At 51.1% G+C, this 12,331-nt stretch carries 11 protein-coding genes and 1 pseudogene; 8 read left to right on the top strand and 4 right to left on the bottom strand.

Features of this window, described 5'->3' with window-relative positions; all coding sequences use genetic code 11:
• The first annotated feature begins 190 nt into the window (after nt 1-190).
• The 7 genes from QZL71_RS07645 (at nt 191) to ltrA (ending at nt 8,847) form a co-directional block, all read left to right on the top strand.
• Nucleotides 191-916 (top strand): phosphoadenosine phosphosulfate reductase, encoded by a 726-nt coding sequence (locus QZL71_RS07645; protein ID WP_294648413.1) that lies wholly within the window; start codon nt 191-193, stop codon nt 914-916.
• A gap of 2 nt (nt 917-918) precedes the next feature.
• The gene (locus QZL71_RS07640; RefSeq protein ID WP_118199903.1) at nt 919-1,194 is read left to right on the top strand and encodes a DUF4315 family protein; all 276 of its coding nucleotides are present in this window, start codon (nt 919-921) and stop codon (nt 1,192-1,194) included.
• Nucleotides 1,184-2,260, top strand: a complete 1,077-nt coding sequence (locus QZL71_RS07635) for a CD1107 family mobile element protein (protein WP_294648412.1) — start codon at nt 1,184-1,186, stop codon at nt 2,258-2,260. The genes QZL71_RS07640 and QZL71_RS07635 overlap by 11 nt, the downstream gene beginning before the upstream one ends.
• Nucleotides 2,253-4,352: a type IA DNA topoisomerase gene (locus QZL71_RS07630; RefSeq protein ID WP_294648411.1), complete on the top strand. Its 2,100-nt coding sequence runs from the start codon at nt 2,253-2,255 to the stop codon at nt 4,350-4,352. Before QZL71_RS07635 ends, QZL71_RS07630 begins: the two co-directional genes overlap by 8 nt.
• Nucleotides 4,339-4,818: a hypothetical protein gene (locus QZL71_RS07625; protein ID WP_294648410.1), complete on the top strand. Its 480-nt coding sequence runs from the start codon at nt 4,339-4,341 to the stop codon at nt 4,816-4,818. Before QZL71_RS07630 ends, QZL71_RS07625 begins: the two co-directional genes overlap by 14 nt.
• 12 nt (nt 4,819-4,830) lie before the next feature.
• Nucleotides 4,831-6,657, top strand: a complete 1,827-nt coding sequence (locus QZL71_RS07620) for an antirestriction protein ArdA (protein WP_294648409.1) — start codon at nt 4,831-4,833, stop codon at nt 6,655-6,657.
• Between the two features lie 795 nt (nt 6,658-7,452).
• Nucleotides 7,453-8,847: a group II intron reverse transcriptase/maturase gene (gene ltrA / locus QZL71_RS07610; protein WP_294648407.1), complete on the top strand. Its 1,395-nt coding sequence runs from the start codon at nt 7,453-7,455 to the stop codon at nt 8,845-8,847.
• 363 nt (nt 8,848-9,210) lie between these two features.
• Here ltrA and QZL71_RS07605 read toward each other — a convergent pair whose 3' ends face one another.
• The 4 genes from QZL71_RS07605 to QZL71_RS07590 all read right to left on the bottom strand — a co-directional run bounded on the left by QZL71_RS07605 (nt 9,211) and on the right by QZL71_RS07590 (nt 11,811).
• Nucleotides 9,211-9,543: a DUF6050 family protein gene (locus tag QZL71_RS07605; protein WP_294648406.1), complete on the bottom strand. Its 333-nt coding sequence runs from the start codon at nt 9,541-9,543 to the stop codon at nt 9,211-9,213.
• Nucleotides 9,544-9,614: 71 nt separating this feature from the next.
• Nucleotides 9,615-10,958, bottom strand: coding sequence for a relaxase/mobilization nuclease domain-containing protein (locus QZL71_RS07600; protein ID WP_294648405.1), 1,344 nt, complete (start codon nt 10,956-10,958; stop codon nt 9,615-9,617).
• Nucleotides 10,919-11,248: a MobC family plasmid mobilization relaxosome protein gene (locus QZL71_RS07595; RefSeq protein ID WP_294648404.1), complete on the bottom strand. Its 330-nt coding sequence runs from the start codon at nt 11,246-11,248 to the stop codon at nt 10,919-10,921. The genes QZL71_RS07600 and QZL71_RS07595 overlap by 40 nt, the downstream gene beginning before the upstream one ends.
• A 194-nt stretch (nt 11,249-11,442) precedes the next feature.
• Nucleotides 11,443-11,811, bottom strand: coding sequence for a helix-turn-helix transcriptional regulator (locus QZL71_RS07590; protein ID WP_117492189.1), 369 nt, complete (start codon nt 11,809-11,811; stop codon nt 11,443-11,445).
• 170 nt (nt 11,812-11,981) lie between these two features.
• On the opposite strand from QZL71_RS07590, the pseudogene QZL71_RS07585 reads away from it, so the two are divergent.
• Nucleotides 11,982-12,203 (top strand): annotated as a pseudogene (locus QZL71_RS07585) (AraC family transcriptional regulator); the annotation flags it as partial.
• Between the last annotated feature and the right edge of the window lie 128 nt (nt 12,204-12,331).

Below are 12,331 nucleotides of genomic sequence, written 5' to 3'. Positions count from 1 at the left end.
CTGGGAGAGGTCTGTGCAAACCTGTCGTAGAAATACGATAAGGCGGCACTTTCCTACTCTACTATGTGGGCGGCGGAAAAATGCTGCACTGCGGTGACCCTATCCAGTATGCAGATATCAACACAAGCTACTGGCAATCCCACTTTTACGCTTTCGGGCGACCGCCCTACAACTGATTGGAGGTGAGCATATCAATATTGTCTCCTATGGTGGCGGTGCAAACAGCACCGCCCTTCTTGTTGGGCTGCACCAGCACCACATTCCCGTTGATCTGATCTTGTTTGCAGATACGGGCGGCGAGCATCCGCATACCTACGCTTATCTGGTTATCATGGATCAATGGCTGAAAGAACATGGTATGCCAGAGATCACACGAGTCTATAAGACCACAAAGGACGGCAAGCGTCTGACTTTGGAGGATGAATGTTTGAAAAGTGGCACGCTGCCCTCTATTGCCTACGGCTTTAAGCGGTGCTCTTTGAAACACAAGATCGGCCCGCAGGAAAAGTTCTGCAACAATTATCCCCCGTGCCGTGAGGTCTGGCGCAGCGGGAAGAAGGTAGTCAAGTTCATTGGCTATGACGCAGGTGAGCATTACCGCAGCGACAAAGTATTGCTGAATGATTTAGCAGACCCCAAATACAGCAAATGGTATCCCTTGATGGAATGGGGATGGGACAGAGAGGAATGTATCCGGCAAATCGAAGCGGCAGGCTTGCCGCAGCCGGGAAAATCCTCCTGCTTTTTCTGCCCCAGTATGCGGGCAGAAGAAATCATCGACCTGCGTGAGCATTACCCTGATTTATTCCGGCGTGCACTGGCACTTGAGGACAACGCAAAAGCCAATCTGAAAACTGTCCGTGGGCTTGGACGCAACTATTCATGGAAAGAACGATTTGGAAAGGAGTTTATTTGACTATGGCAACGACACAGAAGATCCGCAATGACATTACGAAAATGAAGGAGAAGATCGCGGAACAGCAGAAACGCCTTCGCGCACTGGAGGCGCAGCTTGCGGAGGAAGAAAATCTGGAGATCGTCCGCATGGTGAAGGCTGTCCACATGGACAATAAGGAGCTGACTGCCTTCCTGAAAGCCTACGCCAGCGGCCTGATTACCTTGCCAGAGGATATGATGGCGGCGGATAGCGGCGCGGAGATCGAGGAAACGGAGGGATACGAGGATGAAGCATAATTTTTTGACAAAAATGGTATCGGCTCTTTTGGCGGTGGTGCTGAGCACTGCCGCCTTTTCTGTCACCGCCTTTGCCAGCGGCGGCGAGGAAACCATGGAGCCCGTGGCTGAACAGGAAACGGCCGGGGATGTTTCTGATCTGCTTTCCGATCTGGCCGGCAGCCAGGTCACGGTATCCGTCACCGAGGATGGTATCCAGTTCAGTTCCGGCGAAAAGGACTCCGGGCAGACCGGCACCGTCACCACGGGCGGCGGCAATCTGAATGTCCGCACGGGTGCGGGAATGGACTACACCGCCTTCACCCAGCTTCCTAACGGAACGACCGTGAAAGTGATCGGCACGGACGGCGACTGGCTGAAGGTCATCCTGCCGGAAAAAGTTGGCTATGTCTATTCCGGCTACATGACGGTAAGTGATGGCGAGGCTGGCTCCGGGGGAGGTTCTTTCTCTCTGGACACGGAAACGTTGGAAAATCTGCTGGGGATGCTGGGCGGCGGCTTGAATGGCAGTGCTGCCCTGACGCCGGACGGGAACCTGTCGCTGATTGACGATATCGGCAGCCCGACCGCCAGCGGCAAGCAGTTTATTACAGTGGAAACGAAGAACGGCAATGTATTCTATCTCATTATCGACCGTGATGACGAGGGCGAGGAAACCGTGCATTTTCTGAACCAGGTGGATGAAGCCGATCTCATGGCACTCACGGAGGATGGAGAAAAGGCGGAAACACCTATTGTCTGCACCTGTACGGAGAAGTGCCAGGCCGGAGCGGTCAATACCGCTTGCCCGGTCTGCGTAAAAAACCTTAGTGAATGTGTTGGCACAGAACAGAAAGCTGCGGAGCCCACCGAGCCGGAGAATCCGGAACCCGAAAAGAAAAGCAATACCGGGGCGATCCTGGCGGTGCTGCTGATCCTTGCAGCCGGAGGCAGCGCAGCGGTCTATTTCCTGGTGCTGAAACCGAAACAGGGTAAGAAAGTCCCTTCTGACCTGGATGATTTCGACCTGGAGGATGAAGAAGAATATCTCACCGCGGACGAGGAAACGGAGGAAAAGAATGAGTAAACTGATTATCGCAGAAAAACCGAGCGTGGCAAAATCTATCGCGTCGGCCCTGGGTGCTTCATCCAGAGCCGATGGCTTTTATGAGGGCAACGGCCTTCTCGTATCTTGGTGCGTGGGACACCTGGTATCCCCGATGGATGCTGGTGGCTATGACGAGCGTTTCAAGAAATGGCGCTATGATGATCTCCCCATTCTGCCGGAGCCGTTCCGCTATGTGCTGGCACCCGGCAAAGAGGACGCCTTTGAAAATCTCCGTGCTCTGATGAATCGCTCCGACGTGGATACCATCGTCAATGCCTGTGACGCCGGGCGTGAAGGCGAGCTGATCTTCCGCCTGATGTATGAAATGGCTGGATGCCGCAAGCCGGTCCTTCGCCTCTGGATTTCCTCGATGGAGGACAGCGCTATCCGAGAGGGCTTTTCTGACCTGCGCCCCGGCGCCGATTATGAAGCATTGTATCAATCAGCCCTGTGCCGCCAGAAAGCGGATTGGCTGGTGGGGATCAATGCCACGCGCCTTTTCTCCGTCCTCTATCACCGCACCCTGAATGTAGGCCGTGTGCAAACACCCACGCTGGCAATGCTGGCGGAGCGTGACGCAAAGATCACGCTGTTTCACAAGGAAAAATATCATTTACTGCGCCTGACGCTGGACGGAGCCGAGGCGGTGTCGGAAAAGTTCACCGATCCGGCGGAGGCAGAACAGGCAGCGGCCATGTGCAAGGGTGCGGCCGTCACCTGTACCTCTGTCACGAAAGAGCAGAAAAAGGAACAGCCTCCGAAGCTCTATGACCTTACCACCTTGCAGCGTGAGGCAAACCGCCTGTTCGGATATACGGCAAAGCAAACCCTTGACTACGCCCAAAGCCTCTACGAAAAGAAGCTGCTGACCTATCCCCGCACGGACAGCCGGTATCTGACCTCCGACATGGCGGAAATGGCCTCCTGTGTGATCCACCTGGCGGCAAAGCTGCCGCCCTTTGATGGCTGCACAAACTTCTTCCCGCTGGTGGAGACCATGATCTCCGACAAGGATGTATCCGACCACCACGCCATTATCCCCACGATGGAGATTGAAAAAGCGGATATCAAGGCTCTGCCCTTGGGCGAGCGCAATTTGTTCCTCCTGGTCTGCTGCAAGCTGCTGTGTGCATCGGCAGAGCCGTATGTATATGAGGCGGTCACGGCAATTTTCGACTGCGGTGGCCATTCCTTCACCGCAAAGGGCAAGCGCATCCTCTCCGAAGGCTGGCGGGAGATCGACCGCATTTTCCGTACCTCCCTAAAAGAAAAGCCTGCGGATGGGGACGGCGATACGCTCCCGGACTTCACCGAAGGGCAAACTTTTGACGGTGCGGAGGTTGCTGTTACCGAGCATTTCACCCAGCCGCCGAAGCCCTACACCGAAGATACCCTCCTGTCAGCTATGGAGAACGCAGGCAAGGATGATATTCCCGATGAGGCGGAGCGAAAAGGTCTTGGCACGCCTGCGACCAGGGCGGCCATCATTGAAAAGCTGGTGGCAGCCGGATTTGTGGAACGCAAGGGCAAGAGCCTGATCCCCACAAAAGCCGGTATCAACCTTGTCACGGTCCTGCCGGAGCCGCTGACCTCTCCCATGCTGACAGCGGAATGGGAACAGAAATTGACGGAGATTGCAAAGGGCGGCGCTGACCCGGATACCTTCATGGACGGTATCCGCACGATGGTCCAGGAGATCGTGTCCACCTATTCCTGCATTTCCGAGGATGGCAAAAAGCTGTTTGCCCCGGAGAAGGAAGTGATCGGTACCTGCCCCCGCTGCGGCCAGCCGGTTTATGAGGGCAAGAAGAACTTTGCGTGTTCGGATCGGTCCTGCGGTTTCGTCCTCTGGAAAAATGACCGCTTCTGGACGAGCCGCAAGAAGGAGCTGACAAAGAAGATGGCAACGGACCTTCTGAAAAAGGGACGTACCAATGTCAAGGGAATGTGGTCTGAAAAGAAACAGGCTGCTTATGACGCTGCGGTGATCCTGGATGATACGGGCGGCAAATACATCAACTTCAAACTGGAATTTCCGAAAAGAAAGGAAGGTGTCAATGGCAGAAAATAAGACTTTGGAACATTTACCCGAAGTGAGGGCGGCGGTGGCTGCCCTCTCCCCGGAGGACCGGGAGGTGCTGGCGGCGGTGCAGACCTCGCCCTTCAAGCTGACAACACCAGAGCAGTTCAAGGAGTTTGCGGCCAACATCGACTATTTCGTATTTGAACGCAATATCCACGATCTGAATGATCTGGGGTGGCGGTATCTGGCACAGCACATGGATATGCTGCTGCCCCCGGAACTTCTGAAAGCAATCGACCCTGTTCCTTTTGGCAAGTATGCCATGCAGGAGGAACAGGGCCATTTTACGGAACACGGATATATTTCTCTTTCCGGCGACGAGTGGGTGCATGAACGCCCTGCGGAGCCGGAGAAAAAGCCCTCCATCCGGGAACGGTTGGAACAGGGCAAGAAGGAATGTGCAGAGAAAAGCAAGGCGCAGCCCCATAAGGAAAAGTCTGCGCCGGAACTGTAAGGAGGTGCTGATATGCCATATTACAATCACGACAAGGATTATCCTTTTGCCGCCTTTATCACCAATCTTGGAAAGTACAATGAGGGCGAGCTTGTGGGCGAGTGGGTGAAGTTTCCCACCACCGCCGAGGAACTGAAAGAAGTGTTTAAGCGGATCGGGATCGGCCAGAAGGATGACTTCGGCCAGCCCTATGAGGAATGGTTCATCACGGACTATGACTGCTATGTGGACGGTCTTTACAGTAAGCTGGGTGAATATGAAAATCTGGACGAGCTGAATTATCTGGCATCGAAGCTGGATGAAATGAGCGAAAGCGAATACGCACAGTTTCAGGCCGGTATGGAAATGGGCGACCATTGCGGCAGCCTGCAGGAGATCATCAACCTCACCGAGAATCTGGATTGCTATGAGGTTTACCCCGATATCCATGACTATGACGATCTGGGCCGCTATTACATCGAAGAACTGGACGTTATGCAGGTGCCAGAGCATTTGCAGAATTACATCGACTATGAGGCCTACGGCCGGGACGTTGCGTTGGAGGAAAACGGCACCTTCACGGATCAGGGCTATGTGCGTGATACGGGTGACAGTTTCCATGAGTATTACGACGGTGAGCGCGGCAGTATCCCCGACGAGTACCGGGTGATGACTTTTCAGGACGATCTTCCCGAAGAAGAAAAATCCGAGTGGGCTATAGATATCGCCTTTGACATGGACAAGTTTTTCCGGCAGCGTGATCCGCAGTATGCGGCGGAGCACCCGGAGGCGCACGCCGCAAAGGAAGAACTTTACGAAAGCCTGATGGCTGGGCGCATTTCCGCTTTGGATGAAAAGCTGGCGGCGCTGGGACAGACGCAGGAAGACTATCTTCCTTCGGAGATCGAAAAATTTAAGGATGCCACGGGCTATGAGGAATTTCTTGATTTTGATCCGGCGGAGGTCAAGGCCGCTTTGGATGATCCGGAGAAGTCCCATGCGGATGAAATGCTGTCCGCTGCGGAGAAGGTTGCCTCGGAAAAGATGACTGTGCTTGTAGTGGAACCTATGAAGGAACCCTATGTGAAGGAGATCGACCCCGACCTTCATTCCCTGCAGGCAGAGGTTGGCGGTGATATTGGGGCAACCTATCCCTATTCTGACCCGGTGGCGCTGGTCTGCAATGATGAAGGAAAGCTCATCGGGCTTGATCTGAACCGTGGGCTACGGGATGAAAATGGAGAAATTTATGATATCGTAGCAGGGACTTTTTTGGTGGTTGGACTTGGTGAGGAAGATTTTGCCTCCCTGTCCCCGGAACTGATTCAGAAATACACGGAACAGTTCAAAACGCCGGAACGATTTATGCAGATCAATGGCAATATCGTTGTTCTCCCTGTTCCCGCAGAGAAGCAAGACCTCGCTTATCTGCCAGACCGTTTTGAGACCGGCGAGCGTGTGCAGACACCCAGGGGCAGCTTTCAGGTGACGGCTATGAGCCGGGAACAGATGGAGGCGGCCGGTTACGGTGTCCACCATATTTCCGATGATGGAAAGTATCTTATCATGGGAAATGGTACACGGGCCTTTGCCGTGGCAGCGGAGCAGCCGGAGAAGGACAATCCTCTCCGCACCGCTGAAATGACGCTGGAGGATGACTACGGCATGATCGACGGCGTTATCAACAACGGCAGACGCGGCGAAGAATTGGAAAAAGCCCAGGAGTATGCAGAGCGGACAACGCCGGAGAAGCCTTCCATCCGTGAGAGGTTGGAGGACGCAAAACGGGAGTGTGCCGAGCACAAGCCCCCGGAGGGCAAGAAGCCCGGCCGTGATGTGCCGGAGCATGACTGCCTATGAGTCGAAGCAAGAAATGGCGGCTGGAATGGGCGTTCTTCCTGGGTGAGAACGGCAGGCGGCAGTATAACCATATCTGTAAAAAATGTGTTCACGGCTGCAAGCAGAGTTTCCGGGCGTGTCTGGTCGCTTGTCCGCATTACAATTCCAAACGGTCTAAAATTTGTGAGGATAAGGGTAGAAAAACCGCAGAATAATTCCCTGTATCCGTACTTTCAAAGAGAGCCTTTATGATTTCTCATGTGTCGGTCTGCTTGCTGGCACATAGAGAAAATGGCTCGATTCCAAACACTTTCTGATACACAAAACGGGAGTACAGCTTTTCGGTTCATCCGATTGGCTGTACTCCCGCTTTTTCTTGTGCGCCCGGCGGCGCACGTTTCTAACGGGTTAAAGTCCCGAATCCGCCCGGTAGTGGGAAGGATATAGCCGAAGGCAAGGGTGTCCATCGTGAGGTGGAATCTAAAGGAAGCCGGATGTGGGAACAGACTAACCACGGGCAAATCTCTGGTCTGACGAACAGAAATCTCATATAAGGTTATGCATGAGGGTAAGGCTACAAGTCAAGTCAAAGCCCAATAACTACACGGAATCATGTATGATAAATGAGGCAGATGGATGGAGAGGAAGAAACGTGTGGTACCCGGGGAGGTCTGTGCGGTATGCCTTGAAAGAGGTAATCATTGCATAAAGCAATGCTGAACGCATAGAAGTCAGCAGAGGTCATAGTAGCCGAGAGGTGAAGGACCGAATCAGTAGGAGTCTTGAGTATGACCGAGAAAGGAGGAATGACCGTCTATGGCAGAAAACATTGAAAACAATGGCTGTTCGCAAAGAGATAATGCGGAACATGAAGGGTATGCGAAAGCGTCTAGGTCATTCAATCGGATATGGAAAGAAAGAGACAGTGCACAGCCGAGACTTTTAGAAGCGATACTGTATAAAGATAACTTTAACAGAGCGTATAAGAGAGTTAAGGCAAACAAGGGAGCGCCAGGAATTGATGGCATGACCATTGAAGAGGCTCTTCCATATCTAAAGGAGCATCAACAAGAGATAACCGACCGCATTTATCGTGGAAAGTATACTCCGTCTCCAGTAAGACGAGTTGAGATTCCCAAACCAGATGGTGGTGTGCGAAAGCTTGGCATACCAACAGTGGTAGACCGTACACTTCAACAGGCAATAACCCAACAGTTAGTGCCAATCTATGAACCGCTGTTTGCAGAGGACAGCTATGGCTATCGTCCGAACAGAAGTGCAAAAGACGCAATACTTAAGGTTAAGGAGTATACCGAACAAGGCTATACATTTGCTGTAGTCCTTGACTTGACAAAGTACTTCGATACTCTTAATCACGAAATTCTCATCAATCTTCTCCGAAAGAATGTAAAAGATGAACGTGTAGTACAGTTGATAAAGCGCTACCTGAAAAGCGGTGTAATGGAAAACGGAGTAGTCATTGACACAGAGGAAGGCTCACCACAAGGTGGGAATCTATCACCATTGTTGGCAAATGTCTACCTCAATGAGTTTGACCAAGAATTCTTGAAAAGAGGTGTTCCATGCATAAGATATGCAGATGACATCGTGCTTCTTGCAAAGAGCAAGCGAGCATCTGAGAGACTCTTGGAAAGCAGTACAAAATATCTTGAGGAGAGGCTGAAACTTATAGTCAACCGAGAAAAGAGTCGTACGGTCAGCGTATTTGCAATCCGAAATTTTAAATTCCTTGGCTTTGCATTGGGAAGGAACGGAAAAGGCATTTATGTCCGAGTTCATCCGAAGTCATGGAAGAAGTTTAAGTCCAGACTGAAGGAGTTGTCTTCCCGTAAACGATGTCAGTCAATCAAACCAAGCCTTGAGAAAATCAAGGTATATGCAAGAGGATGGCTGAACTATTACGGAATAGCAAGTATGAGGAGCAACATTGAAGATATCAACGGATGGCTCTATCACAGAATACGCATGTGTATATGGAAACAGTGGAAACTTCCAAGAACAAAGAAAAGAAATCTGATAAAGATGGGAGTACACGAATACTATGCGAACATGGCAGCAAACTGCCGAAGAGGACAATGGTATTGTGCGAATCTGACAACAGTTAAGAAAGCCATGACAAAAGAAAGACTGATAAACGGTGGCTTCTACGATTTAGCCACAGCTTATCAGTCGGTGCACGTCAACTATTGAAACCGCCGTGTACCGAACGGTACGCACGGTGGTGTGAGAGGACGGGAGCTAATCACTCCCTCCTACTCGATTTTGCTACCATCAAATTACTTTAACACGGTTCTGTTGTTTGAACAGGAGTACAAATTGTACCTCCGTTGAAAAGGAATTTCCATAGTATTTTCTCATTAGGATTGGATAGGAAAGGATGGATAGCCGCCGCAGTAGGCGTTGTGGGAATGTGTGTAAACTGCCAGGATTGTGAGGCTGTGGGAAAGCTGTTTGCAGACTTGTGGGAAAAGGCTTGTCTTTTTCCATCAGGTTGTGAATGGCTTTTCCATCGGCACGAGCGGCAGTTTTCCATATTTCCATGACGCAAGAAAATCATCCAACGATCAGCCGGTACACCGTCAGCGGCACATACCATACCGCTACGATCAGCCGCCATACCAGAACGAAACCACCGATCACACCACCGATAATAAAGTTCAATGTAAACAGGGCGATCCCTCCACCCAGGGAGCCGCCGCCCGGCACGATCCAGAGGCACATCCGATGGAGGCCAAACGGCAGCCCGCAGAGTATCCAGAGCCATACATAGTCAATTTCTCCGTTCTTCATGCAAGCGGATTTGAAGATACAATACAGAATCAGTGTCATGGTCACGGGCAATACGCTTTTGAAGAAAAATGCTTTGATTGCTTCGCTTCTTGTCATCGGTAAAACCTCCTTCCGCAGTTCCATTATACAGGATGCTGGGAGCTGCGCCCAGCGTCTTTCAAAGAAATTTATTCAAGTTCATGCCGCCGCTGTTGTTCCTGTTCCTTTGGAACGGTCAGCAGCGCCTCCACATTCTGCTTAACGGTATCGTATTCCTGGGCTTCGGTTCTTGCGGCTTTGTATTCAGCAAGGAGCCGTTCCTTTTCTGCGGTGAGATTGGCAAGTTCCTTTTTCATGCTTTCCGTTGTCGGCAGCGGCACAGCCCCCAGCCGTTTCAATTCTCTGGCGGCCGCTTCAAAAAGGATGATCTCGCTCTCATGCCCCCGCAGGAACTTTTCTTTATCATTCGATTTGCGGTATCTGTCATAAAGAGGCTTTAGCTGGCGGTAAGTGCCGGCGTGCTTCATCACAATGGCAAGTTCGGCACTTCTGCTTTCTATCCGCTTGATTTCTGCATGAGCGGTATCCCTGCGTGCGGATACTGCGGTCAATTTGCTTTCCAGTTCTCCATAACTGCTTATCCCGTGTTCCGTCAGGAAATTCATGGTCTTGGCGGCCTGTTTCAGATTGTTCAGCTTCGCCCAATGGGTGAAGCCTGCACTCTGCTGTGTCTTGATGTTGTTCTGGATATCAATAAGCAGGCTGATCTTTCCGTTCTGCGGTTTCGGCTGGTGGGAAGGTCTGGAGCGTCCGGCAATCCGGGCAGCAAGGGCTTCTTCGGTGTAGTCCACACCCAGGGTTTTCAGACGGGTGAATCGTTCCTGATCCGGTGCTCTGGCAGAGATATACTTGCCGCGCTTGATCTCATAACCTTCTCTCTGCAGGCGGCGAAGCAGTTCTTCCAGGTTGGAACAGGCTGGCAGGAGTCGGTCGATGGCCGCTTTCAGCTTCGCCTTATAGCTGGTGCCGTTCTGCGCGGCCTGATGTTCAATATAGCTCTTGCCCTTGTCCTGTCCGGGGATTATGACGGACAGACCGTGTTCTTTGCAAAGCCGGTCCGAAGTGCGGCGGATATCGTGATAGCTTCGCTTGTTGGAATGATAGTGCTTATGATCCGCAAAACTGACCGCATTGAAAATCAGGTGGTTATGAACATGATCTTTGTCTATGTGGGTGGTAAGTACAAATTCATACTTGCCGCCCAGAATTTCTTTTGCAAGCTCCATGCCGATTTCATGGGCTTGCTCCGGCGTGACCTCCCCAGGTTGAAAGGCTTGGATCAGGTGGCGCCCCAGGTTCGTTCCCTTGTCAATAGCATGGCGGCGGGTCCAGGCAAATTCGATATCCGCAGTTTCGGCGGCGCAGCCATAGGAGGATACAAGCAGCTTTCCGTCCGTCTTTTCCGGGTTGCAGATATAGTCAATGGCTGCTTTCAGCGTTGACTTGATAGGATGTGTCTTTGTAACTGCCATATCTCGTCCAGCCTTTCCCGTATCTCGTCCATGTCGGCCTGATACGCAGGACCTCCGGCGTTGATTCGCTTGGCGATCTGGTTGATGTTCCGCCCGATGGCGGAAAGCTCTTTGGTGAACGCCTTGATATCTGCGGTGTCCGTATAGATGATATATCCGTCAATCGCCATCTTGCGGAGGTAGGCACCATATCTGCGTGTGGGGAGCTGGCTCATTTTCTCGTCTATGAGCTGTTTTTCGTCCTCCGTAACATAGAATTTCATTTGGATATTCCGCTTTCGGTTTGCCATGCGCCGCCTCCGTTCTTTATAAGGGTTTGGGACTATCCCAACAAGCAATTTTGAATTTTCGGGCAAGGGACCTGAAAATCTCAAAATTTGCAAGCGGGTACTCGCTTGCTGTGCTTGCTACCGTATCTTATCCCTACTTATAAAGCGTTGCGGAAACCTCAAAATGCCCGCAAAATAAGAAAAACAGAGGATGTTCAGACACCCTCCGTTTCTTCATTCGGCTTTTCAATTTTTAAGGCCCCGTCAATGGCACCTTCCACGATAGGCAAATACTGTTCCGGGCAGAGCTTTAACTTCTGTCCGACCCGCTGGCGCAGCTCGCTTTCCTCTCGCATGACCTCTGGATTGAAATATCTCTCCATCGGCAGGCCGCAGATTTTTACAAGCTGAATGATGACCGGCAGGCTGGGGATCGTGCCCTCGTTTTCAATGTTGGCAAGATACCTGGTATCAATGTTCACCTTTTCGGCTAAATCTTTTCGTGCAAGGTTCTTCGCCTTCCGTGCTTCTTTTACATCTGCACCGAAGGTTTCAAAGCCAGGGCAGTCTTCAACTTTTGCCATTCAACATCACCCACATACATTCTATATTTCATAGTTTGCACATGGAATGATTTGATATGTACCACACATACATTTTATAATTCTTTGTTATGTCCTGCTCTCCTTGACTGACTACCAAATATGAAGTATTATATACTTAGTTTCAACTAACTCAAAAAAGAGGGCACACAATGACAAATCAATACATGACGAAGCTGTACCACGATCTGCTCTCCAACTCTCCGCAGACAGTGACAATAGATATTCCGGCTGATATGGGAACAGGCCAGATTTCACAGGTTGTTACAAAGCAAGGTGCTGTTGTATCCGACTGGAAAATGAACTATTTTTCAGATATGAATGTGCAGGGTGTAAGCTGCGAAGATTATATTCAACTTTTATTTTGCTTCAATGCGGCTTCATCGGATGCTTTCAGGCAAGGATTAAGGATAGAGAATCAACACGCATACTTCAAAATTCAAAAAACATCCATGGACTGCGGCCATGAAAATATGCTATACTAACCGTGGTTTGCTTATGC

Source organism: uncultured Faecalibacterium sp. (genome assembly GCF_900066275.1).
Lineage (GTDB): Bacteria > Bacillota > Clostridia > Oscillospirales > Ruminococcaceae > Faecalibacterium > Faecalibacterium taiwanense.
This window is presented reverse-complemented; position numbering and strand designations above follow the sequence as displayed.